Origin of the sequence: Kitasatospora sp. NPDC056783 (genome assembly GCF_042789895.1) — a bacterium.
GTDB lineage: Bacteria > Actinomycetota > Actinomycetes > Streptomycetales > Streptomycetaceae > Kitasatospora.
Genome location: NZ_JBHUAF010000028.1, coordinates 1 through 25,726 on the forward strand (window position 1 = coordinate 1; position 25,726 = coordinate 25,726).

The 25,726-nt window shown below is 72.5% G+C and carries 22 protein-coding genes and 1 pseudogene; 10 read left to right on the top strand and 13 right to left on the bottom strand.

Translation table 11 applies throughout. The annotated features are described in order from the left end of the window. Positions 1–42: 42 nt before the first annotated feature. Positions 43–2,430 carry a transglycosylase domain-containing protein gene (locus ACFRMQ_RS07015; protein WP_380727797.1) on the bottom strand — a complete coding sequence of 796 codons (2,388 nt, stop codon included), beginning with the start codon at positions 2,428–2,430 and terminating at the stop codon, positions 43–45. Positions 2,431–2,854: 424 nt separating this feature from the next. On the opposite strand from ACFRMQ_RS07015, the gene ACFRMQ_RS07020 reads away from it, so the two are divergent. Then, complete coding sequence (locus ACFRMQ_RS07020) at positions 2,855–3,178, top strand: WhiB family transcriptional regulator (protein WP_030240986.1); 324 nt, start codon at positions 2,855–2,857, stop codon at positions 3,176–3,178. 144 nt (positions 3,179–3,322) lie between these two features. Here ACFRMQ_RS07020 and ACFRMQ_RS07025 read toward each other — a convergent pair whose 3' ends face one another. Continuing rightward, the gene (locus tag ACFRMQ_RS07025; protein WP_380727799.1) at positions 3,323–4,492 is read right to left on the bottom strand and encodes an ArsA family ATPase; all 1,170 of its coding nucleotides are present in this window, start codon (positions 4,490–4,492) and stop codon (positions 3,323–3,325) included. After that, positions 4,489–5,562 carry an ArsA-related P-loop ATPase gene (locus ACFRMQ_RS07030; protein WP_380727801.1) on the bottom strand — a complete coding sequence of 358 codons (1,074 nt, stop codon included), beginning with the start codon at positions 5,560–5,562 and terminating at the stop codon, positions 4,489–4,491. The genes ACFRMQ_RS07025 and ACFRMQ_RS07030 overlap by 4 nt, the downstream gene beginning before the upstream one ends. Positions 5,563–5,778: 216 nt before the next feature. On the opposite strand from ACFRMQ_RS07030, the gene ACFRMQ_RS07035 reads away from it, so the two are divergent. From ACFRMQ_RS07035 to ACFRMQ_RS07055, 5 genes are all read left to right on the top strand, one after another. Next, positions 5,779–5,937 carry a DUF4177 domain-containing protein gene (locus ACFRMQ_RS07035; RefSeq protein WP_094743074.1) on the top strand — a complete coding sequence of 53 codons (159 nt, stop codon included), beginning with the start codon at positions 5,779–5,781 and terminating at the stop codon, positions 5,935–5,937. Continuing rightward, a complete protein-coding gene (locus ACFRMQ_RS07040; RefSeq protein WP_380727803.1) occupies positions 5,934–6,401 on the top strand; it encodes a RidA family protein in 468 nt (155 codons plus the stop codon). The genes ACFRMQ_RS07035 and ACFRMQ_RS07040 overlap by 4 nt, the downstream gene beginning before the upstream one ends. Positions 6,402–6,494: 93 nt before the next feature. Beyond that, complete coding sequence (locus tag ACFRMQ_RS07045; protein ID WP_380727805.1) at positions 6,495–7,361, top strand: NUDIX hydrolase; 867 nt, start codon at positions 6,495–6,497, stop codon at positions 7,359–7,361. A 149-nt stretch (positions 7,362–7,510) separates the two neighbouring features. Next, positions 7,511–7,684 carry a hypothetical protein gene (locus tag ACFRMQ_RS07050; RefSeq protein ID WP_380727807.1) on the top strand — a complete coding sequence of 58 codons (174 nt, stop codon included), beginning with the start codon at positions 7,511–7,513 and terminating at the stop codon, positions 7,682–7,684. Beyond that, complete coding sequence (locus tag ACFRMQ_RS07055; RefSeq protein WP_380727809.1) at positions 7,681–8,514, top strand: MBL fold metallo-hydrolase; 834 nt, start codon at positions 7,681–7,683, stop codon at positions 8,512–8,514. The genes ACFRMQ_RS07050 and ACFRMQ_RS07055 overlap by 4 nt, the downstream gene beginning before the upstream one ends. Positions 8,515–8,696: 182 nt before the next feature. Here the strand turns inward: ACFRMQ_RS07055 and ACFRMQ_RS07060 are convergent, their stop codons facing one another. From ACFRMQ_RS07060 to ACFRMQ_RS07070, 3 genes and pseudogenes are all read right to left on the bottom strand, one after another. Next, positions 8,697–9,371: a Crp/Fnr family transcriptional regulator gene (locus ACFRMQ_RS07060; protein ID WP_030288117.1), complete on the bottom strand. Its 675-nt coding sequence runs from the start codon at positions 9,369–9,371 to the stop codon at positions 8,697–8,699. Between the two features lie 285 nt (positions 9,372–9,656). Then, positions 9,657–10,445, bottom strand: a complete 789-nt coding sequence (locus tag ACFRMQ_RS07065) for an alpha/beta fold hydrolase (RefSeq protein WP_380727812.1) — start codon at positions 10,443–10,445, stop codon at positions 9,657–9,659. A gap of 214 nt (positions 10,446–10,659) precedes the next feature. Beyond that, positions 10,660–10,944, bottom strand: a pseudogene (locus tag ACFRMQ_RS07070) (response regulator); the annotation flags it as partial. Positions 10,945–11,067: 123 nt separating this feature from the next. Between ACFRMQ_RS07070 and nth the strand changes: the two are divergent. The 4 genes from nth to ACFRMQ_RS07090 all read left to right on the top strand — a co-directional run bounded on the left by nth (position 11,068) and on the right by ACFRMQ_RS07090 (position 14,888). Beyond that, positions 11,068–11,946 (top strand): endonuclease III, encoded by an 879-nt coding sequence (nth, locus tag ACFRMQ_RS07075; protein ID WP_380727814.1) that lies wholly within the window; start codon positions 11,068–11,070, stop codon positions 11,944–11,946. After that, on the top strand, positions 11,943–12,689 hold the full coding sequence (locus ACFRMQ_RS07080) for an NUDIX hydrolase (protein ID WP_380727816.1): 747 nt from the start codon (positions 11,943–11,945) through the stop codon (positions 12,687–12,689). The genes nth and ACFRMQ_RS07080 overlap by 4 nt, the downstream gene beginning before the upstream one ends. A 46-nt stretch (positions 12,690–12,735) precedes the next feature. Next, entirely contained in the window at positions 12,736–13,923 is a 1,188-nt protein-coding gene (locus tag ACFRMQ_RS07085; protein WP_380727818.1) for a MarP family serine protease, read from the top strand. Positions 13,924–14,186: 263 nt separating this feature from the next. Beyond that, a complete protein-coding gene (locus ACFRMQ_RS07090) occupies positions 14,187–14,888 on the top strand; it encodes a metal-dependent hydrolase (RefSeq protein WP_380727821.1) in 702 nt (233 codons plus the stop codon). 152 nt (positions 14,889–15,040) lie between these two features. On the opposite strand, the gene ACFRMQ_RS07095 is transcribed toward ACFRMQ_RS07090, so the two are convergent. The 7 genes from ACFRMQ_RS07095 to ACFRMQ_RS07125 all read right to left on the bottom strand — a co-directional run bounded on the left by ACFRMQ_RS07095 (position 15,041) and on the right by ACFRMQ_RS07125 (position 25,515). Beyond that, entirely contained in the window at positions 15,041–15,250 is a 210-nt protein-coding gene (locus tag ACFRMQ_RS07095) for a hypothetical protein (RefSeq protein WP_159028462.1), read from the bottom strand. Positions 15,251–15,417: 167 nt separating this feature from the next. Then, complete coding sequence (locus ACFRMQ_RS07100) at positions 15,418–16,569, bottom strand: alpha/beta fold hydrolase (protein WP_380727823.1); 1,152 nt, start codon at positions 16,567–16,569, stop codon at positions 15,418–15,420. Between the two features lie 181 nt (positions 16,570–16,750). Then, on the bottom strand, positions 16,751–17,227 hold the full coding sequence (locus ACFRMQ_RS07105; RefSeq protein WP_380727825.1) for a phage holin family protein: 477 nt from the start codon (positions 17,225–17,227) through the stop codon (positions 16,751–16,753). A 304-nt stretch (positions 17,228–17,531) separates the two neighbouring features. After that, positions 17,532–18,965 carry a Na+/H+ antiporter NhaA gene (gene nhaA / locus ACFRMQ_RS07110; protein WP_380727827.1) on the bottom strand — a complete coding sequence of 478 codons (1,434 nt, stop codon included), beginning with the start codon at positions 18,963–18,965 and terminating at the stop codon, positions 17,532–17,534. Positions 18,966–19,421: 456 nt separating this feature from the next. Further along, a complete protein-coding gene (gene acs, locus ACFRMQ_RS07115; RefSeq protein WP_380727829.1) occupies positions 19,422–21,380 on the bottom strand; it encodes an acetate--CoA ligase in 1,959 nt (652 codons plus the stop codon). A 242-nt stretch (positions 21,381–21,622) separates the two neighbouring features. Continuing rightward, positions 21,623–24,055 carry a SulP family inorganic anion transporter gene (locus ACFRMQ_RS07120; RefSeq protein ID WP_380727831.1) on the bottom strand — a complete coding sequence of 811 codons (2,433 nt, stop codon included), beginning with the start codon at positions 24,053–24,055 and terminating at the stop codon, positions 21,623–21,625. A gap of 452 nt (positions 24,056–24,507) precedes the next feature. Beyond that, complete coding sequence (locus tag ACFRMQ_RS07125; RefSeq protein ID WP_380727833.1) at positions 24,508–25,515, bottom strand: ATP-binding protein; 1,008 nt, start codon at positions 25,513–25,515, stop codon at positions 24,508–24,510. Positions 25,516–25,726: the final 211 nt, after the last annotated feature.

Consider the following 25,726-nt stretch of genomic DNA (forward strand, 5'->3'; position numbering starts at 1 on the left):
CCTCCGCACTGGAGGGCGCCCCTTCTCCGCTGGTCGAGCGGCTCAGCCGTTCCCGTTGCCGCCGCCGTGGCGGCCGCCGTTCCCGTTCCCGTTCCCGGGCATCGGCGGGAGGGTGAACCCGCCCGGCAGTCCGGTGGGCAGCCCACCGGGCAGGCCCTGGTTGCCGCCGCCGTTGCCGCCGTTGCCGGGGTTGCCGCCCTGGCCCGGGCCCTGGGTCTGCTGCGGCGGCGGGGGGTTGCCGGCCGGCTGGGTGTTCTGGTCGGCCGCCGGTGTGGTGTTCGTGCTCGCCGGCGGGGTGGCCGCCTGCATGTCCGGGATGCTCGCGGTGGGCAGCTGCTCCACGGGGGAGCCCTTCAGCGCCTGGTTCATCGCCATGCGCCAGATCGGACCGGGCCCGCTGGCACCGAAGACCTCGGGGAAGTAGGTCGGGCCGATCTTGATGTTCTTCATCGGCACGCCGCCGGCCGGGCCGCCGAGCCAGACCGAGGTGGCCAGCTGCGGGGTGTAGCCGCTGAACCAGGCGGCGCGCTTCTCGTCCGAGGTACCGGTCTTGCCGGCGATCTGGCGGCCGTCGTCCAGACCGAGGTCCTTGCCGGTGCCCTTCTCGGTGACGCCGCTCAGCACGGTGTTCAGGGAGTCGGCGGTGCTCTCGGAGAAGGCCTGGCTGCACGAGGACTGCGGGACCGGGACCTCCTTGCCGTCCACCGCGGTGATCTTGTTGATCGCGATCGGGGAGCAGTACTTGCCGCGCGCGGCGAAGGTCGCGTAGACGTTCGCCATGGTCAGCGGGGACATCTCCTGCACGCCGAGGCCCATCGAGGGGACCTCGTCGAGGGGCTTGCCGCTCGCCCGGGCGGTGATGCCGAGCTTGTTGGCCATCTGCTTCACCGGGCAGAGGCCCATCTCGGCCTCCATCTCGACGAAGTAGGTGTTCACCGACATCGCCATGGCCGTCTTGAGGTCGTACGGGCCCTTCTCGTTCTCGGACTCGTTGGGCACGGTCCGGGCCTTGCCCTTCTCCGTGTTCTTCCAGGTGCCCTCGCAGGTCTTCATCGTCGGCCACTCGATGCGGTTCTCCGACTTGTACTGCTGGGTCGCCGGGATGCCGTTCTCCAGCGCGGCGGCGGCCACGATCGGCTTGAAGGTCGAGCCGGGCTGGAAGCCGTTGCCGCCGCCCATCGCCGCGTCGACGTTGAGGTTGACGACGGTCTGGTTCTTGTTGCTGTCCAGGCCGTACGGCCGGGTCTGGGCCATCGCGAGGATCTTGCCGGTGCCCGGCTCCATCATGGTCGCGGCGGCCGACACCGGGTCGTTGACGTTGACCAGCTTGGTCACCGCGTTCTGGGCGGCGGCCTGCTTGTCCGGGTCCAGCGTGGTGTAGATGTTCAGACCGCCGGTGTCCCAGAGCTTCTTGCGCTCCTCGGAGCTCTTGCCGAACGCCGGGTCCTGCTTGACCACGTGGCGGACGTAGTCGCAGAAGAAGCCCATCCCGGCCTGGGCGGTGATGCAGCCGTTCTGCGGGTCCTTGTACTTCAGACCCAGCGGGGCGGCCTTCGCCTCCTTCGCCTGGTCGGCGGTGATGTGCTTGTTCTCCAGCATCTTGTCGAGCACGACGTTGCGGCGCTTGACCGTGTTCTCGGGGTAGCGCACCGGGTCGAAGGACGACGGGTTCTGCACCATGCCGGCCAGGGTGGCGGCCTCGGCGACGGTCAGGTCCTTGTTGCTCTTGCTGAAGTAGCGCTGGGAGGCGGCCTCGACCCCGTAGGCCTGGTGGCCGTAGAAGGTGATGTTGAGGTAGTTGGTGAGGATCTGGTCCTTGGACAGGTCCTCCTCCAGCTTGATGGCGACCTTCAGCTCCTGGATCTTGCGGCCCAGGGTCTTGCGCTGGGCCTCCAGGACGGCCGCCTGGTCGTCGCCGGCCTTCTCCACGTTGACGTTCTTGACGTACTGCTGGGTCAGCGTCGAGGCGCCCTGGGAGGTGGTGCCGCTCTCCGCGTTCTTGCTGATCGCGCGCAGGATGCCCTTGAGGTCGACGGCGCCGTGCTCGTAGAAGCGGGCGTCCTCGATGTCCACCTGGGCGTGCCGCATGAACGGCGACATCTGGTCGGCGGTCAGGACCGTGCGGTCGCGCTCGTAGACCTTGGCGATCAGGCCACCCTTGGCGTCGAAGATCTGGGTGGCCTGGGTGAGCGGAGGGGTCTTGAAGTCGTCCGAGATGTTGTCGAAGCTGTCCGCGGTGTCCTTGGCGGTCAGCCCGATGGCGCCGACGGCGGGCAGGGCGAGACCGGCCAGCAGGACTCCGGAGAGCACGCTGACGCCCAGGAACTTCAGGCCGTTGCTCGCGTGCTCGGACGCTGATCCGCCGGTCCTGCCGCGCGGAGCTCCGGCGTTGCCTGGGGGCTGGGGTGCCTGGGGGCTCTTCGGTGCCATGGGGAGAACCCTACGTCGCGGAATCCCACGCACAGGGGCAGGTGTTCGCCTAGGCTTGTCACAAGCTTGCGACAGCTTCGGTGCGTCAACATCATTCACTCTTGTGGGCGAGGAGACTTGCCCGAATTGCCCGGCGATGACTGGGTTTTGGGGCAGCTGTGGCCTGCTGTGCCCGTGTGGTCGGTTGCGCTCCGTGACGGCGTCTGCGGCGAGAGTGGGGGCTCCACCCCTGGCAAGTGGTGCCACCTGCGATCACTCCAACGAGTGAGCTGATCGCCACCCATAGTCCAATCGGGTCATTCGAGATTGAGCCCGAAGGGGCTGTTGCAAGCTGTCGTTCTTCCGTAACGTCCTCAACTGGCAACGGTGAATATGCCGTTGCCGCCGTGGGGGAGCCTCGAATACGGGAGAGGACGGCGCCGGCATGGGCTGGGTAGACGACTGGAGTGCGCAGGCCGCCTGTCGCACGAGTGATCCGGACGAACTGTTCGTCCAGGGGGCGGCACAGAACCGGGCGAAGGCGGTGTGCAGCGGCTGTCCGGTCCGGACGGAGTGCCTCGCGGACGCTCTGGACAACCGGGTGGAGTTCGGGGTGTGGGGCGGGATGACGGAACGCGAGCGCCGCGCGCTGCTGCGCCGTCGCCCGACGGTCATCTCGTGGCGGAGGCTGCTGGAGACGGCCCGCACCGAGTACGAGGAGTCCCTCGCGACCGGCGTGATACTGACGGACTACGCACAGGCGGGCTGAGCCCGGCCGCACCGCGCGGTCCGGGCCGGTCGGCCCGCGGGCGAAGGCCGCACCGTGCGGACCACACCGCGAAGACCACACCGCGCCGTCGGGGTAGACCACACCGCGACGACCGCGAAGACCACACCGCGCCGTCGGGGCGGACTACACCGCGCCGTTGAGCCGGTCCCCGATCGCCCGCAGCCCGTCCAGGTCGTGCACGTCGCCCGGCAGTGCCGGCACCTCCACGATCGGCACGTCCGGGTACACCGAGACGAAGCGGTCGCGGGTACGGCGTTCGCGCCCCATGATCTGCATCCGCTCGGCGTGCAGCCGCAACAGCCCGGCCGCGAGCAGCTCCGCCTCCGGCGAGGCGTGCTCCGCACCGTTCTCCTCCAGGGCCTCGGCGGCCGCCAGTGCCCGCTCCGCGGTGAGCTGGGGCGCGCCCGTGCCGTGCACCCGGTTGAGCACCAGCCCGGCCAGCGGCATCCGGTCCGCGGCGAGCCGGTCCACGAAGTACGCCGCCTCCCGCAGCGCGTCCCGCTCCGGCGCGGCCACCACCAGGAACGCCGTGCCCGGCGCCTTGAGCAGCTGGTACGTGCGGTCCGCGCGCTCGCGGAAGCCACCGAACATCGAGTCCATCGCGCTGACGAAGGTCTGCACGTCGGTGAGCAGCTGGGCGCCGAAGATCTTGCCCAGGGTGCCGGTGAGCAGGCCCATCCCGGCGTTCAGGAACCGCATCGCGCTGCGCCCGCCGACCTTGGCCGGGGCGGTCAGGATCCGGATCACCCGGCCGTCCAGGAACGACCCGAGCCGGTTGGGCGCGTCCAGGAAGTCCAGCGCCGAGCGGGACGGCGGGGTGTCCACGACGATCAGGTCCCACTCCTCGGCGTCGCGGAGCTGCCCGAGCTTCTCCATCGCCATGTACTCCTGGGTGCCCGCGAAGCCGGCCGACAGGGACTGGTAGAAGGGGTTCTCCATGATCGCCCGGGCCCGGGCGGGCTCGGCGTGGGCCAGCACGACCTCGTCGAAGGTCCGCTTCATGTCCAGCATCATGGCCTGGAGCTCTCCCTCGCCGGAGACCCCCTTGACCACCCGCGGGGTGTTGTCGAGCTCGGTCAGGCCCATCGACTGGGCGAGCCGGCGGGCCGGGTCGATGGTCAGCACCACGACCTTGCGGCCGCGCTCGGCCGCCCGCAGGCCGAGCGCCGCGGCGGTGGTGGTCTTGCCGACCCCGCCGGAGCCGCAGCAGACGATGATCCTGGTCTTCGGGTCGTCGATCAGCTCGTCCACGGCGAGCCGCTTCCCGGTGCTCCGCACCCCGTTCGAGGTCATGCCGCCCCCTGCCGCTTCAGTTCGCCCGCCAGCCGGTACAGCCCGCCGAGGTCCACGCCCTCGCCCAGCAACGGCAGTTCGTACGTCGGGAGCCGCAGCTGCTGGATGTCGGCGCGCTGGGCGCGCTCCAGCTCGACCCGCTCGGCGTGCTCCCTGGCCTGGTCCAGCAGCGGGTCGAGCAGCGGCTCCACCGCCGCCCGGACCTTCTCCGCGGTGCGCGGGCGGCCGCCGAGCCCGGCCTCCCCGAGCGCCAGGGCGACGTCCTCGCGGTGGTCCCCGTCCACCGCGGCCACCGCCGCCGCGTCCAGCACCGGCGGCCGGACCATGTTGACCATCACCCCGCCCACCGGGAGCTTCGCCTCGTGCAGCTCCTCTATGCCGTCGACCGTCTCCTGCACCGGCATCTCCTCCAGCAGGGTGACCAGGTGCACCGCGGTCTCCGGCGACTTCAGCACCCGCATCACGGCCTGCGCCTGGGTGTGTATCGGGCCGATCCTGGCCAGCCCGGCGACCTCGGCGTTGACGTTCAGGAAGCGGGTCAGCCGGCCGGTCGGCGGGGCGTCCATCACCACCGCGTCGTAGCGCCGGCGGCCGTCCGGCTCCTTGCGCCTGGTCGCCTCGCAGGCCTTGCCGGTGAGCAGGACGTCCCGCACACCGGGCGCGATGGTGGTGGCGAAGTCGACGAAGCCGACCTTCTGGAGCGCCTTCCCGGCCCGGCCGAGCTTGTAGAACATCTCCAGGTACTCCAGCAGCGCCAGCTCGGTGTCGATCGCCAGCGCGAAGACCTCGCCGGGCCCGCCCTCCCCGGCGGCCAGCCCCAGCTGGGCGCGCGAGACGGAGGCGATCCGGCGCTCCTCGTACGGCAGCGCGGAGATCCCGAACAGCTCGGCGATGCTCTGCCGGCCCTCCACCTCGATCAGCAGCACCCGGCCGCCGTCGGCGGCGAGCGCCAGGGCCAGCGCCGCGGCCAGCGTGGTCTTCCCGGTGCCGCCCTTGCCGCTGACCACGTGCAGCCGGACGCCCTCCCAGTCGGGGTCGCGCCGGGCCGCTTGGCCGGGGGTGCGTGCCACGCTCCGTCTCCGTCCGTCCTCGTCCTCCGGGCGTCCCCTCCTGGCGGGGGGTGCCCCTCCTCACCAGGGTGCCCTCCCGCGAGGGTAACCAGGGACCGTACCGGATGCCCGGAGTGCCTGGGCCGCCAGGCCCGATCATGCCCGCTTTGTGCCCCACCTCACACGCCTCGCGGCGGGCGGCTCGGATCGCCGCGACGGCTCGTCTAGAGTCTGGCCATGACCAAGTGGGAATACATGACGGCGCCCCTGCTGGTGCACGCGACCAAGCAGATCCTGGACAACTTCGGCGAGGACGGCTGGGAGCTCGTCCAGGTCGTGCCCGGCCCCAACCCGGAGCAGCTGGTGGCCTACTTCAAGCGGGAGAAGAACGCATGAGCAAGGTCGAGCAGAAGCTCGCCGAGCTGGGGCTGACCCTGCCGCCGGTGGCCGCCCCGGTCGCCGCGTACGTCCCGGCCCTGCGGACCGGCGACCTCGTCTTCACCTCCGGCCAGCTGCCGGTCGTCGGCGGCAAGCTGCCGACCACCGGCAAGGTCGGCGCCGAGGTCTCCCCGGAGGAGGCCAAGGAGCTCGCGCAGATCTGCGCGCTGAACGCCCTGGCCGCCGTGAAGTCGGTGGTCGGTGACCTCGATCTGGTCGAGCAGGTCGTCAAGGTGGTCGGCTTCGTCGCCGCGGCCTCGGACTTCATCGCCGTCCCGGCCGTCGTCAACGGCGCCAGCGAGCTGCTCGGCAGCGTGCTCGGCGACGCCGGCACGCACGCCCGCAGCGCCGTCGGCGTCGCGGTGCTGCCGCTCGACGCCCCGGTCGAGGTCGAGATCGTGGTGCGCGTCAAGGCCGCCTGAATCCGATCGAGGTCGGCCGAGACCGACCGGGTGTGATCGCGGAGGCGGGGACGGATCTGTCCAACCCCGCCTCCGTGCGCTTAGCATCCGGGCATGGACCCTCGAGCGACGACGCTCCCGATGCCGCCCGGTTGGCCTGCCCGGATCCGGGCGGTCGCATCCGGCGCGGTGACCCCGCCGGTGCCCCGGCCCGCGGCGACCGTGGTGCTGCTGCGCGACGCCGCCGAGGGGCCGGAGGCCTACCTGCTGCGCCGACGCACCTCGATGGCGTTCGCGGCCGGGATGTACGCCTACCCGGGCGGCGGGGTGGACCCGCGGGACGCCGAGGTCGAGCCGGGCTGGGCCGGGCCGGCGCCCGAGGAGTGGGCGCGACGGCTCGGGGTGGACGCCCGGACGGCGCGGGCGGTGGTCTGCGCGGCCGTCCGCGAGACCTTCGAGGAGGCCGGCGTGCTGCTGGCCGGCCCGGACGCGGAGAGCGTCGCCGCGCCGCGCGACTGGTCCGCCGAGCGGGCCGCGCTGGAGGCGCACGAGCTGTCCTTCGCCGAGTTCCTCCGCGATCACGGCCTGGTGCTGCGCAGCGACCTGCTGGGCGGCTGGGCCCGCTGGGTCACCCCGGAGTTCGAGGACCGGCGCTACGACACCTGGTTCTTCGTCGCCGCGCTGCCGGCCGGACAGCGCGCGGCCCTGGAGGTCGGCGAGGCCGACCGGGTCGCCTGGCTGACCCCGGCCGAGGCGGTGCGGGGCCACCGGGAGGGCCGGTTCGGGATGCTGCCGCCGACCGTGACGGTGCTGCGCGAGCTGTCCTCGGTGCGGACCGCCGCCGAGGCCCTGGCAGCGGCCTCCGGGCGCGGGCTGGAGCCGGTGCTGGGCCGGGCCGAGGTCCGCGGGGACCGCCTGACGGTCCGCTGGCCCGGTTACGAGGAGTTGACCATCGACGGGGAGTTCCCCGAGGACCCTTGAGCGGTCCCCATGACCCGGACCACGCGGACGACCCGCACGACCCGGGTGACCCGCACGACCCGCACGACCCACGCGACGTGCACGACCCACGTGACCCACGCGACCCGCACGACCTTCCGGTACCGACGCAGAGAGAGGACGGACGCCCGATGACCCACAACGACGTGGCTCGCCGGACGGCACCCGAGATGCCCGCCCGCCGCCTGATCCCCCGCACCCCCGCCTGCGACAGCCAGGCCGCGTTCGTCGAGGTGGCACGACGCGCCCTCGTCCGGGCGCTGCCGCTGCGGACCCTGCACCGAGACGGCGGGGGCAGCCGGTGAGCGGACTCCTGCCGGGTGACCCCGCCGCCGTCGTCGGCGGTGAGGCCACCTCCCGGGCGCTGTGCGTGCTGGCACCGAACCCGTCGCCGATGACGCTGGACGGCACCAACACCTGGCTGCTGGCCGAGCCCGGCTCGGACCTCGCGGTGGTGATCGACCCGGGCCCGCTGCACGAGGGCCACCTGCGCCGGGTGATCGACCTGGCGGAGGAACGGGGTCAGCGGATCGCGCTGACCCTGCTCACCCACGGTCACGCCGACCACTCCGAGGGCGCGGCCCGCTTCGCCGAGCTGACCGGCTCGGAGGTGCGGGCCCTGGACCCGGCGCACCGGCTGGGCTCGGAGGGCCTGGTGGGCGGCCAGCGCCTGGACGTCGGCGGCCTGGACCTGCGGGTGGTGGCCACCCCGGGACACACCTCGGACTCGCTGACCTTCCACCTGCCGGACGACGGCGCGGTCATCACCGGGGACACCGTGCTCGGCCGTGGCACCACGATGGTCGCCCACCCCGACGGACGGCTCGGCGACTACCTGGACTCGTTGCGTCGGCTGCACGCCATGGCCTCCCAGCACGGCGTGCGCACCGTGCTGCCCGGCCACGGACCGGTGCTCGCGGACGCGCTCGGCGCCGTCGACTACTACCTGGCCCACCGGGCCTCCAGGCTCGCCCAGGTGGAGACCGCGGTCGAGGCGGGCCACCGGACCGTGCCCGAGGTGGTGGCCCGGGTCTACGCGGACGTGGACCGGGCGCTCTGGCCGGCCGCCGAGCTGTCGGTGCGGGCCCAGCTGGACTACCTGGAGGAGCACGGGCTGATCCCCGAGCTCGACTGATCTCGAAGGCCCGGGGCCTTGGGCGTCAGGGGCTGTGGGCGTCAGGGGCCGTGAGTGTCCGAGGCCGGTAACGCCCGAGGCCGGTAACGCCCGGGGCCGGTGACGCCCGCGGCCGGGAGTACCAGGGGCCGGTGACGCCGAAGGGCCCGTCCGAGCGGACGGGCCCTTCGCGTCGCGGGACGTCAGCGCGAGCGGCGCGACAGCCGCTCGACGTCCAGCAGCACCACCGCGCGCGCTTCCAGCTTCAGCCAGCCGCGGCCGGCGAAGTCGGCGAGTGCCTTGTTGACCGTCTCGCGGGAGGCGCCGACCAGCTGGGCCAGCTCTTCCTGGGTGAGGTCGTGGGCGACGTGGATGCCCTCCTCGGACTGCACGCCGAAGCGGCGGGAGAGGTCCAGCAGGGCCTTGGCGACGCGGCCGGGCACGTCGGAGAAGACCAGGTCGGACATCACGTCGTTGGTCCGGCGCAGGCGGCGTGCGATGGCCCGCAGCAGCGCGATGGAGACCTCCGGGCGGGCGTGCAGCCAGGGCTGGAGGTCGCCGTGGCCGAGGCCGAGCAGCTTGACCTCGGTCAGCGCGCTGGCGGTCGCGGTGCGCGGGCCCGGGTCGAAGAGCGACAGTTCGCCGATCATCTCGCTGGGGCCGAGCACGGCCAGCATGTTCTCGCGGCCGTCCGGCGAGGCGCGGTGCAGCTTGACCTTGCCCTCCGCGACGACGTACAGCCGGTCGCCCGGGTCGCCCTCGTGGAACAGCGACTCCCCACGGGCGAGGGTGACCTCGGTCATGGAAGCGCGCAGCTCGCCGGCCTGTTCGTCGTCGAGTGCCGCGAAGAGTGCGGCGCGCCGCAGAACGTCGTCCACGTGCTTCCTCCTTCTCGGCCGTTCGGCGGGTGGGCCGTCCGGCGCAAGTTCCGATCAGTGTTCTGCGTCACCAAGCATGGCGCATGTCGCTCCGATCATATGAGGAGGGGGTGTGCCGAGGTGTGCCGTGCGGGGCCATTCGTACCGGCGGGGCACCGGGCGGCGCCGGTGGCGGGAGCCCGCGAGCACCCCATGGTCGAACCTCCGTGCGAGCCGATCGAACGGGCAACCGCCCACCGCGGTACGGGATCGCGGGGCGGTGCGGCGGGTGGCCGCGGACGCTCGTCAGACGTAGAACTTCAGCAGCTCCGGGGCCAGCACCTCGGCCGCCACCTCGTGGGTCTGGCCGTCCAGCGTCCGGTACTCGGCGCCCGGCACGGCCGCCGCCACCGCGCGGGCCGGGGCCCGCAGGGTCTCCGGGCTGGCGCCGCCGTCCAGGACCAGGGTCGGCACCGCGACCGCGGCCAGCAGCTCGACCGGGACGGCCGCGCCGGTCCGGTCGCCGAGCGCCGCCGCGTCGTACGCCAGGGTCGGCGCGACCGCCTCGAACGCCGGCCACATCGGCGCGCCGCGCATCCCGGCCACCATCTCGGCCGGTGCCCCGGCGAACACCATGAGGGCGGCGACGGCGTCCCCGTGCCGTCCCTCGGCCAGCGCCGTCGTCAGCTCGGCCACGTACGCGTCGAAGCGCTCGCGCTGCGTCTCCCCGGTGCTGAACGGCACCTCGTAGACGGCGAGCCGGGTGATCCCGACGTTCGCGGCGGCGGCCCGCAGGGCGAGCGCGCCACCCGAGGAGACGGCGAGGACGTGGGCCGAGCCGCCCGCGGCCGCGATGACCGCGGCCAGGTCCTCGATCTCGCGCTCCACCGCGAACGGCGCGGTGTCCCCGCTGCCGCCGCGCCCGCGCCGGTCGTAGGTCCACACGGCGTGGTGCGCCGCCAGCTGCTCGGCGATCGCGGCGCCCGGCCCCATCCCGCGGTGGCACAGCGCGCCGTCGACCAGGACGACCGCCGGGCCGGAGCCGGTCACGGAGCAGGCGAGGACGGTGCCGTCGGTGGAGACCACGGTGCTCATGGACGTTCCTTCCGTCGTACGAGTCGGTCGCAGGGGTAGACCGGGGTTCGCCGCAGAACTCATCGCTCCGGCCGGACATTCTTTTCCCGCTTTTCCCGAGCCCTTGAGCCCTTGAGCCCTTGAGTCCGACCCGGCCGTGGCCCCCGGTCCTGGCCAGCGCGGCGGCCAGGTCCCGGGCCGGGGCGTCCTGGCCGAGGAAGCCGAGCGCACGGGCGGAGAAGGCGGCGCGCAGGTGGGCCGGTCGCACCAGTCGGGTGAGGACCGGCGTCCGGCACCCGGGGAGCTTCTCGTGCAGGTCGGCCGCCGCCCGCAGCCCGTCCAGCCCGAGCAGGTGGACGTCGGTCACCGCGACGTCCGGCCGGACCGTCAGGGCCGCCGGCACCATCAGGTCCCCGCGCTCCACGTCGGCGACGACTTCCAGGTCCTCCTCGTACGCGAGCAGGGCCGTCAGCGCGCCGCGCACCACGCTCGTGTCCTCGGCCGGCAGGACCCCGATCATCCGCACTCTCCCCCTGTCAGGTGATGGTCACGGGCGGACCTCATCGGACAACAGGCCCTGCCGGAACCGGTTTCCGTGCTTGATCGGCCCCGAGCGGTCCGCCGCTCGGCGTAGCCTTCGTGCATGGCACAGAGCAAGGTCCGGAAGGCCGCGGCGGAGCAGCCGGTGGCGAAGAAGGCGGCGGTGAAGCCGAGGAAGCCGGAGTCGCACCTGGCGATGGTGCGGCGGGCCCGGAGGATCAACCGGGAGCTGGCGGAGCTGTACCCGTACGCGCATCCGGAGCTGGACTTCGAGAACCCCTTCCAACTGCTGGTGGCCACCGTGCTGTCGGCGCAGACCACCGACCTGCGGGTGAATCAGACCACCCCGGCGCTGTTCGCGAAGTACCCGACGCCGGAGGACATGGCGGCGGCGAACCCGGAGGAGCTGGAGGAGGTCATCCGGCCGACCGGTTTCTTCCGGAACAAGGCGAAGTCGCTGATCGGCCTCTCGATAGCGCTGCGCGACGAGTTCGACGGCGAGGTCCCCGGCAGGCTGGACGACCTGGTGACCCTGCCCGGCGTCGGCCGCAAGACCGCCAACGTCGTCCTCGGCAACGCCTTCGGAGTCCCCGGCGTCACCGTGGACACCCACTTCGGGCGACTGGCCCGGCGGTTCGGCTGGACCACCGAGGAGGACCCGGTGAAGGTCGAGGCGGTCGTCACCGAGATCTTCCCGAAGTCGGAGTGGACGATGCTCTCGCACCGGGTGGTCTTCCACGGCCGTCGGATCTGCCACTCCCGCAAGCCCGCCTGCGGCGCCTGCCCGATCGCGCCGCTCTGCCCCTCGTACGGCGAGGGGGAGACCGATCCCGAGAAGGCACGCAAGCTGTTGAAGTACGAGATGGGCGGTCAGCCCGGGCAGCGGCTGCGGCCGCCCGCCGACTTCCCCGGCGAGGCCGCCGCGCGCGCGGACGCCGAAGCCCACCGGGGACGGGTCGCGGACCTGGCGGTGGGCGCATGAGCGAGTCGAGCGTGGCCCGGGGCATCGAGCTGGACGGCCTGCCGGGCTGGCTGGAGCCGGTCCGGGTGGCGGCCGAGCGGGTGCTGCCGGAGCAGCTGAGCCGCTTCCTGCCACCGGTCGAGGGCGGTCGCCCGGCCGCCGTGCTGATGCTGTTCGGCGAGGGGCCGGACGGGCCGGACCTGTTGCTGATCGAGCGGGCCCGCTCGCTGCGGTCGCACGCCGGTCAGCCGTCCTTCCCGGGCGGTGCGCTGGACCCGGAGGACGGTGACCCGAAGGGCCCGGGCCCGATCGCGGCGGCGCTGCGCGAGGCCGAGGAAGAGACCGGCCTGGACCCGGCCGGGGTGCAGGTGTTCGCGGAGCTTCCCCGGCTGTACATCCCGGTGAGCCGCTTCGTGGTGACCCCGGTGCTCGGCTGGTGGCGCGAGGAGTCGCCCGTGCACCCGGTGGACGAGGGCGAGACCGGCGCGGTGTTCCGGGTGCCCATCGCGGAGCTGGCCGACCCGGCGAACCGGGTGCGGCTGCGCCAGCCGTCCGGGCTCCTGGGACCGGCCTTCGAGGTCGCCGGGCGGCTGGTCTGGGGCTTCACCGCCGGGGTGATCGACCGGGTGCTGCACCACAGCGGCCTGGAGCTGCCCTGGGACCAGTCCCGGGTCGTCGACCTGCCGGACGACGCGCTGGCCCTGGTCCAGGGGGACCCCGAACACTCCCGGGTCCTGCCGGGCACCGACGCCGGCACTTCGTGACCGATCGTCGGCGCGTCCGGCCCGCGGCGCGTGGGAGGGTGTCCGAGTGAACGTCCTGGATGTGCTGCTGCTCGCCGCGGCCGTGGCCTTCGCCGTGTCGGGCTACCGGCAGGGCTTCGTGGTCGGTGTGCTCTCGCTGGTCGGCTTCCTCGGCGGCGGCCTGCTGGCCGTCGAACTGCTGCCGCTGCTGCTGCTCGACCACATCGGCCCCGGCACCACGGCCTCGGTGGTCGCCGTCGTGGTGGTGATCGTCCTGGCCGCGATCGGCCAGGCGATCACCGCGCACTTCGGCTGGAAGCTGCGCGGGCACATCGGGCGCCGCCCGGCCCGGGTGCTGGACGCGACCGGCGGCGCCGTGGTCAACGTCGTCTCGATGCTGCTGGTGGCCTGGCTGATCGGTTCGGCGCTGGCCGGGGCCTCGCTCCCGACGGTCTCCCGGCAGGTCCGCTCCTCGTCGGTCCTCGGCGGGGTGCAGAACGCGCTGCCGAGCGACGCGCCGAACTGGTTCTCGGACTTCTCCAAGGTGCTCGCCCGCAACGGCTTCCCGCAGGTCTTCAACCCCTTCGAGCACGAGCCGATCACCCAGGTCGACAGCCCCGACCCGGCACTGGCCGCCAGCCCGGCGGTGGCGCGGGCCCGGCAGAGCCTGGTCAAGGTGGTCGGCACGGCGACCTCCTGCGGCAAGACCCTGGAGGGCAGCGGCTTCGTCTTCGCTCCGCACCGGGTGATGACCAACGCCCACGTCGTCGGCGGGGTCAGCGAGCCCACCGTGCAGATCGGCGGCGTCGGCCAGCTGTACGACGCGACGGTGGTCCGCTACGACTGGCAGCGTGACATCGCCGTCCTGGACGTGCCCAAGCTGAACGCTCCGGCGCTCTCCTTCGCGGGCGAGGCGAAGACCAACGACAGCGCGATCGTGGCCGGCTTCCCGGAGAACGGTGCCTTCAACGTCCAGCCGGCCCGCATCCGCGGCCGGATCCAGGCCAACGGCCCGGACATCTACCACCGCGGCCAGGTGGTCCGGGACGTCTACTCGGTTCGTTCGCTGGTCCGTCAGGGCAACAGCGGCGGCCCGCTGCTCACCCCGGAGGGGGAGGTGTACGGCGTGGTCTTCGCCAAGTCCCTGGACAGTGCGGACACCGGCTACGTGCTGACCGCAGCCGAGGTACGCGAGGACGTGGAGCGGGGCGGGGCGGCTTCCGTCCGGGTGGACACCCAGGGCTGCGCGCTCTGACGCGGGTCCGGCCTCGGTGCGCGGTGCGCAGTGCGGGGTGCGCAGTGCGCAGTGCGGGGTGCGGGGTGCGGTGGAGGGGGTGGCGGGGACGCCTCGGGGTGCGGCGGGGGACGTACGGGAGGCTGGTCGCGGGCCGCGCCGGGCCGCGCCGTCCGAGATCCGTCGAACCGTCAGGCCGCCCTGGTAGCCTCGGCCGCGCTCACCCGTTCGGCTCAATCGGGCGCCGTCCCGGAGTGGGCCCGACGGGAGGTCGTGGCAGTCCGATGATGGGTCATTCGCACGCGGTGAGCGGGGCGATGCTGTACGCGGCCTCGGCCCCCTTCCTGCCCCCGCTGCTGCTGCACACCACCCTGCAGCCGGCGGACATACTGATGGGCACGGTGCTGTGCGCGGGCGCGGCCCTGCTGCCGGACCTCGACCACCACGACGGCTCGATCGCCAACTTCCTCGGGCCGGTCTCCAAGGCGCTCTGCCGCTTCGTGGCCTGGGCCTCCGGCGGCCACCGGCACGCCACCCACTCGCTGCTGTTCGTCGCGCTGATGGGCGGCGGCACCTGGGCCGGGGTCACCTTCCTCGGCCGAAACTTCACCCTCGGGCTGACCTTCTTCCTGCTGGCGCTCGCGATCCGGGCCCTGCGGCTCTGTCCGCCGGGCGACGGCCCGGAGGCGTGGATCACCGTCATCGGCCTGGCCGCGCTCGGCACCTTCGGCATGAACACCTGGATGCCCAACTCGCCCGGCTGGCTGCCGTACGCGGTGGGCCTGGGCACGCTGGCACACCTGCTCGGCGACTGCCTGACGAAGAAGGGCGCGCCGCTGCTCTGGCCGCACAAGGAGCGCTACGAGATCGTGTTGATCAAGCGCAGCGGCAACAGCGTCGAGACCAAGGTGCTGGTGCCGATCATGTCGGTCGCGACCTTCGTCCTGCTCTGGTTCACGGCGCTGTCGCCGACGATCGTGAACTGAGCGGCCGGTGAAGTGAGGTCGGTGTCCTGAGCGGCCGGTGGGTGGGCCGAGCCGGTGAGCGGACCGAGCCGGTGAGTGGACCGAGTCGGTGAGCGGGCCGAGCTGGTGGGGACGAACCGGCCGGAGCTTAGGCGGGGATGCGGCGCGAGGCCTCAGGTCTCGCGCCGCAGTCGTGCGCCCACCCAGCGGGCGCGCCGACCGAGGATACGCGGGATGCCGAGCTGCCGCCGCTCCGTGCGCTGACGGCCGTCCGGCCCGTCGAAGCCGAGGTCGTCCGCCCGGTCGGGGCGGTGGGCGGAACGCTGAGGGCTGTTGTGGCGTCGGCCGCGCGGGGCGCCGCCGCTTTCGGGCATCCAACTCATACCGGAATGGATGCCCCTGGGCCGGTGGAGGTAACCGCTTTGGGTGCGCCGAAATTGGCCTATGCGGTTGTCATATGAGTTCAGTGCCAAGGGAGTTGGGACCAAAGGCCCGCCCTGGTGGGTCGCACGTCCGGCTCCGTCATGGCTCCGTCACGTCTCCGGGCGGGTCACTCCTTGTGGTGGCCGATCCAGTCGAGCAGCTCGGCGGTGAACTCCTCCGGCGCCTCCTCGTGCGGGAAGTGCCCGACCCCGGGCAGCAGCCGCCAACGGTACGGCGCGGCCACGTACTCGCCACCGCCGAGCGCGGTGTGCGACAGCAGCACCGGGTCCGCCGCCCCCTGGACGTGCAGCGTCGGCGCGGTGATCGGCTTCTTCATCCGCCGGGCGAACTGGATGCCGTCCGGCCGGGCCATCGAGCGCAGCAGCCAGCGGTACGGCTCGATCGAGCAGTGCGCCGTGCTGGGGATCTGGATCGCCTGCCGGTACGCGTGCACCGCGGCCTCGTCCAGGCCGTTCGGACCGGTCCAGGAGGCCAGGTAGCGGCCGACCAGCTCGGCGTCGTCCGCCACCAGCCGGCGTTCCGGTATCCACGGCCGCTGGAAGCCCAGCACGTGCTCGAAGGCGGCGAACTGGCGGCGGTCGGTCAGCAGCGCCCGGCGCAGGTCCCTCGGGTGCGCGGCGGAGACCACGGTCAGGCTCTGGATGACGGACGGGCGCATCACCGCCGCGACCCAGGCCAGCGTGCCGCCGGAGGCGTGTCCGACCAGGTGGGCCCGGCGCTCGCCGAGCGAACGGATCACTCCGGTGATGTCCAGGGCGAGGTTGCCCGGGTCGTACCCGCGGGGGGTGCGGTCGCTGCCGCCGATGCCGCGCAGGTCGAGGGCCACCGCGCGGTAGCCGGCGTCGGCGAGCGCGGTCAGCTGGTGGCGCCAGGCCCACCAGTACTCGGGCCAGCCGTGCACCAGCAGCACCAGCGGGCCGGAGCCCAGCTCGGCGATGTGGAAGCGGGCGCCGTTGGCCGCGAGGTCGCGGTGCGTCCACGGGCCGGGCTGCCGGATGTCCCAGGCCTCGTCGCCCGTCGCCGGGGCTCCGCCGGAGGCCGCTTCGAGGGGTTCCCGCTCGTGGCTTCGCTCGGGCTCCCGTCCGGGCTCCCGATCAGGCTCCCGTGCGGGGGCCAGGCCGGTGCCCTCGGGGGCGGTGCCGGGGCCCTCGGGGGCGGTGCCGGGGCCCTCGGAGGTCGGACCGGCGCCGGAGGGGCCGGAGTCGGGGCCGGAGGCGGCGGACGGCTGCGCGGGCACGGGCTTCTGGTCGAGCGGCATACCGAGAGCGTGTCACATCCGCGTGCCGGACATGTGCCCGGCACTCGTTGTCGGCGGGTCCCCGTGCCCGCCTACGGTGGGGCCCCTCTGCGCTGCCGCCGAGGTGGGATGCCCGATGCGGGATGCCCGATGCGGTAATGCCCGAGGTGGGCTCCCCGACGCGGGGCCGCCGACGTCCTGCTTACGGGATGCGGCCGAAGGCCCGGTCGATCTCCTCCTGGGTGGCCGGGCGCGGCCGGGCGTTCTTCAGCACGCCGGCGGTCTTCTGCGCGCCCTCGATGGTGCGGACCGGCTTCTCGATCTTCTTGAACGAACGCCAGGCCAACATGCCGAGCAGCACCGCGAGCAGCAGGTAGGCGCCGGCCACGATCAGGAAGGACCAGCCCAGCGACAGGCCCAGCGCGTGGATGCCGAAGGCCGCCGCGGCGCTCAGCATCGGGATGGAGAACAGCGCCACCACGCCGGCGACGATCAGCGAGACACCGCCGGAGACACCGCGCTTGACGTCCGCCCGGATCTCGGCCTTGGCGAGCGCGATCTCGTCGTGGACCAGCGCGGACAGGTCGGAGGTGGCCGCCGCGAACAGCTGCCCCACCGAACGCTCGCCCTCGTAGGGCGCCCGGCCGTTGCTGGACGGGTCTGCGGCTCCTGTGGGCATCAGCGGTTCTCCTCTGCGGCTGTACGGCGTGACGCCACCGCGGCTGTGCGGTTCCGGGGGGGCCGGTGGGGGTCCGGAGGCGTCTGTGGGTTGTCGACAGCTCAGAATCATGCCCTTACCGGTCAGTCGGACACCACTCCGGGGCCCCGCCGGAGGGACGTGTCCCGGCAGCTGAGGCACTCCGGCAGCCCCTCCACGAGTTCGCCGGGCTCCTGTCGGGAACCCGACGGGAACCCACCGGGAACCCGACGGGAACCCGCGAGGACCCGGCCCGGGGCCTTCGGGAGGGGCTCTGCGGGGCGGCTCAGGAGTGCCGTCCGGACCGGCCGGGCCCGCGCTCCGGGTCGGACTGTCGGTTGGCCTCCCGGTCGGCTTCGGGGGCGGCTTCGGGGCCGGGGTGGCGGTCCTCGCCGACCCTCGCCCGCCAGGCCGGGTCGTCCGCCTGGTAGACGTCCGGGACGCCGTCCCCGTCCACGTCCCGGTCCTCCTCTTCGCACAGCGCGCGGTAGTGCCGGTTGCGCAGCTTCAGCAGCACGGTGGCGACCGTCGCACATATCAGCGAGCCGAGCAGGACGGCCGTCTTGGCCCGGCTCGCGAGCGTCGGGTCGTCCGGGAAGGCCAGCTCGCTGATCAGCAGCGAGACGGTGAAACCGATGCCGGCCAGCACCGAGACGGCGACCATGTCCGCCCACTTGAGCTGTGGGTTCAGCTCGGCCCTGGTGTACCGGGCGGTCAGCCAGGTGCCGCCGAACACACCCACCGACTTGCCGACCAGCAAGCCGATCACGATGCCGATGGGTGCGGCCTGGGTGAACACCTCGCGCAGGGCCGGACCGGATATCGCCACCCCGGCCGAGAACAGCGCGAACAGCGGGACGGCCAGGCCGGCCGAGAACGGGCGGACCAGGTGCTCGATGTGCTCGCCGGGGGAGTGCTGCTCGTCGCCCTCCCGGTGGCAGCGCAGCATCAGGCCCATCGCGACACCCGCCACCGTGGCGTGGATGCCGCTCTCGTGCATCAGCGCCCAGGTGACGACGGCCAGCGGAACGAAGATGTACCACCCGTGGACGCCGCGCCGGTGCAGGAACCAGAACAGCACCAGGCCGGCGAGGGCCAGGCCGAGCGCCCAGAACTTGATGCCGTGGCTGTAGAAGATCGCGATGATCAGGATCGCGATCAGGTCGTCGACCACCGCCAGGGTGAGCAGGAAGGCGCGCAGCGCGGACGGCAGGTGGCTGCCGACCACGGCCAGCACACCGAGCGCGAAGGCGATGTCGGTGGCGGTCGGGATCGCCCAGCCGCTGGGGTGCCCGCCGCTGCCGGAGTTCACCAGGGCGAACAGGATCGCGGGCAGCGCGACCCCGCAGACGGCGGCGACCACGGGTAGCAGAGCGGCACTGGGCGTGCGCAGCTCACCGGCGACGAACTCGCGTTTGAGCTCGATCCCGGCGACGAAGAAGAAGACCGCCAGCAGGCCGTCCTTGGCCCAGGTGGCCAGGGAGAGGTCGAGGTGCAGCGGGGCGGAGGGGCCGACGGTGTAGTCGAGCAGGCTCCGGTACGCGTCCGGCCAGACGTTGGCCCAGATCAGCGCGATGGCGGCGGCGCCCAGCAGCAGCATTCCGCCGACCGTCTCGGTGCGCAGGGCGTCGGTGATGAAGGTGCGCTCGGGCAGTGACAGCCGGCCGAGGAACTGCCGGCGGCGGGTCGTCGGCTCGGGGACGGGCGGCTGGTCGGTCACGTGGACCTCCTGGGGCTGGGAGCGGCAACGGATGCACGGGTGGTGCAGTTGCCGACCAGACTTCCCGGCGCGCCCTGTGACGCCCGCGGTCCCCGTCAAGGGATCTTGATGCGTCCCTAACAGTCTAGCGGGAGTTCGGGTGACATCCGGATTGTCCTATTCAAGGACTTAAACCCTGCGGGCTGGTACTGCACCTCGGAGGAGCAGTGACCTGGTGCCCGAACGGAGTCACGTGCCCGGGTGGGACCCGTTGCCCGGGTGGTGCCTGGCGCCAGGAAGGGGGGGGCTGGTGCCCCGGGCAGGGCCTGGTGCCTGGGCGGGCCTCGTGCCTGGGCGGGCCTCGTACCTGGGCGGGCCTCGTGCCTGGGCAGGGCCTGGTACCCGGGTGGTGCCGAAGAGACGGCTGTGCCCCGGAGGGTAGTCACCGTCCGGGGCACAGCCGTGGTCTCAGGAGGTTCAGCCGTTGCCGTTGTCCGAGGACGGCAGCTGGGCCTGGATCTGGCTCATCACCGTGCTGTCGGCCAGCGTGGTGGTGTCACCGACCTCGCGGCCCTCGGCGATGTCGCGCAGCAGACGGCGCATGATCTTGCCGGAGCGGGTCTTCGGCAGCTCGCCGACCACCTTGATCTGCTTCGGCTTGGCGATCGGGCCGAGCGTGCGGCCGACGTGCGCCCGCAGCTCCTCGACCAGCTCGGGGGTCTCGGTGGCCCCTCCACGCAGGATCACGAAGGCGACGATGGCCTGGCCGGTGGTGGCGTCGGTGGCGCCGACGACTGCGGATTCGGCCACCGACGGGTGGCCGACCAGGGCCGACTCCACCTCGGTGGTGGAGATGTTGTGGCCCGAGACGAGCATGACGTCGTCCACCCGGCCGAGCAGCCAGATGTCCCCGTCCTCGTCCTTCTTGGCGCCGTCACCGGCGAAGTAGCGGCCCTCGAAGCGCGACCAGTAGGTGTCGATGTAGCGCTGGTCGTCGCCCCAGATGGTGCGGAGCATGGACGGCCACGGCTCGGTGAGCACCAGGTACCCGCCGGAGCCGTTCGGCACCTCGTTGCCCTCGTCGTCCATCACGGTGGCCGCGATGCCCGGCAGGGCGCGCTGGGCCGAGCCCGGCTTGGTCTCGGTGACGCCCGGCAGCGGGCTGATCATCATGGCGCCGGTCTCGGTCTGCCACCAGGTGTCCACGATCGGGCAGGTGCCGGCACCGATGTGCTCGCGGTACCAGATCCAGGCCTCGGGGTTGATCGGCTCGCCGACGCTGCCCAGCACCCGCAGGGAGGACAGGTCGAACTTCGCGGGGATGTCGTCGCCCCACTTCATGAAGGTCCGGATCGCGGTCGGCGCCGTGTAGAGGATGGTCACGCCGTACTTCTGGACGATCTCCCAGAACCGGCCCTGGTGGGGGGTGTCCGGGGTGCCCTCGTAGATGACCTGGGTGGCGCCGTTGGCGAGCGGACCGTAGACGATGTACGAGTGGCCGGTGACCCAGCCGATGTCGGCGGTGCACCAGTAGACGTCGGTCTCCGGCTTGAGGTCGAAGACGGCGTGGTGGGTGTAGCTGGCCTGGGTGAGGTAGCCGCCCGAGGTGTGCAGGATGCCCTTGGGCTTACCGGTGGTGCCCGAGGTGTAGAGGATGAACAGCGGGTGCTCGGCGTCGTGCGCCTCGGGGGTGTGCTCGGTGGACTGGCGCGCGGTGATCTCGTGCCACCAGACGTCGCGGCCCTCGGTCCACGGGATGTCCTGCTCGGTGCGGCGGATCACCAGGACGTGCTCGACGCCGTCCACCTTGGTGAGCGCCTCGTCGATGGCCGGCTTCAGGGCCGAGGGCTTGCCACGGCGGTAGCCGCCGTCGGCGGTGATGACGAGCTTGGCCTGGGCGTCCTGGATGCGGGAGGCGACGGCGTCGGAGGAGAAGCCGCCGAAGACCACCGAGTGGGTGGCGCCGATCCGGGCGCAGGCGAGCATCGCGACGACAGCCTCGGCGATCATCGGCAGGTAGACGGCGACCCGGTCGCCCTTGCGCACACCGAGCTCCAGCAGCGCGTTGGCGGCCTGCGAGACCTCGTCCTTGAGCTGGGCGTAGGTGATCGAGCGGCCGTCGCCGGGCTCGCCCTCGAAGTGGATGGCGACCCGGTCGCCCAGGCCGTTCTCCACGTGACGGTCGACGCAGTTGTACGCGACGTTGAGCTTGCCGTCGGCGAACCACTTGGCGAAGGGAGGGTTGGACCAGTCGAGCGTCTCGGTCGGCTCGACGGCCCAGGTGAGGCGACGGGCCTGCTCGGCCCAGAAGCCCAGACGGTCCTCGGAGGCCTGCGCGTACGCGGCCGCGGTGACGTTGGCGGCTGCGGCGAGCTCTGCCGGCGGGGCGAAGCGCCGCTCCTCCTTGAGCAGGTTGGCCAGGCTCTCGTTGCTCAACGCGCACTCCTCATCGAGTCATGATCGGGGGCGATCCCGTGCGTGGGGATTGTCCCGTGTGTCCCAGCGCACAGCTCACCAGGCGAACGGGGCAGTTGACAAGAGGCTCCTGTGAATTGGTGTAGACCTTTGACCGATGGCCGGTCGCTGGTCGGCGTGCTCCGCCGTGGTGGAACGGAGGACCGCGCGAGGGCGGGCGGGCCCGTGCCCCGGCCCGCCTGACTGGGGCGCGGGCCCGGCTCTCAGGCGGCCAGCCGAGGGCCCTCCTCGCCGCCGTCGACCGGCACCTGTCCGTCCTCATTCACCCGTTCGGCCGACGCCCGGCCCGGTCGGGCATCGGGACCGGTCCTGTGGGGGCCGTCGGCGTTGTGTTCGGTTGTGTCGGCGCGCTTTCCGCTGTGGGCCTCGACCGGGCTGAACGTTCCGGCGGCCCGATCCAGGACGTAGGCCTGTGCCGTGGCGAAGTCGAAGTACATCCCGACCAGCCGCAGCGTGCCCGCCTCGACCCGGCGCTCCACCGCCGGATTCGCCAGCAACTGGTCCAGCTGCTGGACCACGTTGGTGATGCAGAGCTGCTCCGCGACATCCGCGGCGGGCCGGCCGGCGAACTCCGCCGGGACCCTTCGGAGCCGGTCCAGCGAGCCGCGGCCGTTGCGCAGCCAGCGGGCCAGCGGGGTGGGTGGACCGGGGCGCTCGTGCACTCCGTCCAGCAGGGCCTTCATCGCACCGCAGCCGGAGTGGCCGCAGACCGTGATCGAGCGCACCTCCAGCACCTCGACCGCGTACTGAACCGCGGCGGCCACCGAGTCGTCCGCCGCGCCGGGTTCGTGCGGCGCCGGCACCAGGTTGCCCACGTTGCGCACCGTGAACAGGTCTCCCGGGCCACTGTTGGTGATCATGCTGGTGACCATCCGGGAGTCCGCGCAGGTCAGGAAGAGCTGGGAGGGCGCCTGCCCCTCCCGTGCCAGCCGGGCGAGTTCAGGCCTGATCAGCGGGGCGGTGTGCCGCTGGAACACCCGGACGCCGTCCAGCAGCCGGCCGTGCGGGTCCTCCTGCTGCTCGATGCAGTGGTGACCGACCCAGGGCGTCCAGGCCCGGCAGCGGTGCGGGCCCGGTGAACTGCCCGCGCGCACCGTGCCGTCCGGGTCGAGCACCTCGTCGTCCTGGCGCCGCGTCACCATCGAGACCCGGCCGCCCGCTGCCTGGTGTCCGGCCCGCCAGGTGTGCAGGGTCTCGTACGCGGCGTGGTCAAGGAAGGCGCCGTCGTGGACCACGGTGACCTCGGCCCCGGCCGGGATGCCGGCCAGTGCCCGGCTGAGTCGCGGCACGGTGGTGAAGGTGAGCGGGCCGTGCGTTCGGACGGTGACCGCGCCGTCGGGGCCGGTCGAGACGTCCACATGGGCGCGGGTCAGCCGGTGGAGGGCGAGCAGCGTGGCGGTCCCGGCGCCGATCGCGACACCCCACAGCACGCCGGCGGCCACCACGCCGAGCCCGGTGATCAGGTAGACGGGGAACTCGCGGTGCCGGTGCACCCTGCGGATGTGGGCGAAGCTCACCATGTGCAGCCCGACCACCAGGACCAGTGCGGCGAGCGCGGCCAGCGGGATCCGGCGCAGTCCGCCGGTCAGCGCGAGTGCGGCGGCCAACACCCAGACGCCGTGCAGCACCGAGGCCCACCTGGTCCGTCCGCCGGCCCGCACGTTGGCGGTGCTGCGCACCGCGCCGCCTGCGATCGGCAGTCCACCGACCAGCCCGCTCACCAGGTTGGCGAGGCCCTGGCCGCGCAGTTCGCGGTCGAGGTCGCCGGTGCGGCGGGACATCCGGTCGACCGCGACGGCGGACAGCAGTGACTCCACGCTGGCGACGGCGGTGACGGTGAGGACGGCCGCGAGCAGCCCGAGGACCGGACCGTGTGGCAGTGCGGGCAGGAACGCCTGCGGCCGCCAGTCCGGCAGCTCGATGCGGGCCGGCCGCAGGTCCAGGGCGAGCACGAGGGCGGTGGCCAGCACGACACCGGCCAGCGGGCCCGGCACCTTGGCCAGTCGGGAACCGAACTCGCCCGCGCGGCCCGGGAGTCGACTCATTCGGGGCCAGCCGATCAGGACGGCCACCGTCACCGTGCCGGCCAGCAGTGCGGGTGGGTGCGGACCGGCCAACTGTCCTGGCAGGGACAGGAGGTTGGCGATCGCGGAGCTCTGCGGCGAGCCGCCGAGGACGATGTGGAGTTGCGCGATGGCGATGGTGAGCCCGACCCCGGCCAGCATGCCGTGCACGATCGCGGGCGAGACGGCGAGTGCGGTCCGGGCCACCCGGCGTGCACCGAGCAGGAGTTGGAGCAGGCCGGCGGCGGCGGTGATGGCGCAGGTGGCTCGCCAGCCGTACTGGGCGATCAGTCCGGCGGTGACCACCGTCAGTGCTGCCGAGGGGCCGCTGACCTGGAGCGGAGTGCCGCCGAACAGTCCGACCACGATTCCGCCCACGGCCGCGGCGGCCAGGCCGGCGGTGAGCGGGGCGCCGGTGGCGAGCGCGATGCCGAGGGAGAACGGCACGGCGATCAGGAAGACCACGAGGGAGGAGGAGAGGTCCTGGGCCCAGCGGATCCGGTGGTCCGGGCCGGGCGGCGCGTGGTCGGTGGTGTCGGAGGCGATGGGGGCGCTGGAGATGTCGAGGGTCATTGTCTTCCCGTCTGTCCGGGGGGGGCGAACGCAGTCAGGTCCGGTGATGAGTCCGGAGCGGGGCTCCGGGCGGATCGGCTGTGGTGGGGGCGCGACGGTGTGGCGGGGTGGCGTGGACGCGGCGGGGAGTGCGGGTGTCACCGGCCGGCGTGGACCATCGGGCCCGCCGGGGCCTTGGGCGAGGTGCGGGACGTCTCGCTGAAGGCCGCCGGGCGAACCATCAAGACTCGGTAAACCGAGGGTAATGAAAGCTTTGCACAGCGTGGTTGCGGGAGGGAAGCGGAAAACCCCATGGTTCACTCCATTGGGTGGTGGCCGAACCGTCAGGAATCTGCTGCCGCAGGGTGGTCGGAGTCTGGCGGCCCCTTGGGCGGCGGGGCCGGACGCGGCGAACGGGCCGCGGCCCCCCGGTTCCGGAGAGGTCGCGGCCCGTTCGGCTGCGGTGGTGCGGGTCAGGCGCGGGCGCCCGCCGGGGCCGCGTGCTCGCCGCCGCCCGCGAGCTCGCCCAGGACGAACTCCTCGTCCACCTGGGTCGCGAGGTCGATGCCGACCTTGGCGTTGGCCCAACTCTCCGCGTTGCGACGGTGGAAGAGCACGGCCTGCTCGGTGTAGCGGCGCGCGTCCCGCCGCCCGTACGCGGCGTCGGCCTCGATCCGCAGCTCCTCCAGCACGGCCCGGTTGGCCGGCTCCAGGGACTTCAGCGGCGGCTCGGCCCCCTGCTCCAGGCGACGCACCCAGTCCGACTGGCCGAAGGTGGTGAGCAGGTCGTCGCCGACCTCGCGCCGCAGGAAGGCCAGGTCCTCCGGGCCCTGCACCTTGTTGCCGACCACGCGCAGCCGCACGCCGAAGTCGGCGGCGTAGTCCTTGTACTGGCGGTAGACGGAGACGCCCTTGCGAGTCGGCTCGGCCACCAGGAAGGTCAGGTCGAAGCGGGTGAACAGGCCGGAGGCGAAGGAGTCCGAGCCTGCGGTCATGTCGGTGACGAAGTACTCGCCGGGGCCGTCCAGCAGGTGGTTGAGCAGCAGCTCGACGGCGCCGACCTTGGAGTGGAAACAGGCCACCCCGAGGTCCTCCTCGGTGAACGCGCCGGTCGCCAGCAGTCGGACCGATCCCTCGTCCAGTGCGATCGGGCGGGCGCAGGAGGCGTAGACCGGGTTCTCCTCGACGATCCGCAGGAGCCGCGAACCGCGGCCGGGCGGCGTGGTTTTGATCATCTCCTCGGAGGAGCGGATCAGCGGGTTGTTGCCGCGCAGGTACTCCTTGATCTTCGACAGGTGTCCGCCCAGCGGGACCAGCTCGGAGGCCTGGGCGTCCGTCAGCCCCAGGGCGGGGCCCAGGTGCTGGTTGATGTCGGCGTCCACGGCGATGACTGGTCGGCCCGAGGCTGCCAGGTGGCGGATGAACAGGGCGGACAGCGTGGTCTTCCCGCTGCCGCCCTTGCCGACGAAGGCGATCTTCATCTGGGGACTCCGACTCTCGCTCAGGGCCCTCGCTGCGGGGCCGTCTGCCCAGGGGCCGTGTGCGACGGAGGGGCCCCAGTTGGAAATCGTTATCGTCTCCGATAGCGGTCATGCTAGCCGGGGTTTGGGTTCTATCGGCGGAGGGAAATGAGGATTGCCTCTAATGGGTGATGCGGGGTTGCTGTTCCGGGAGGGGCGGCCTGTTCATTAC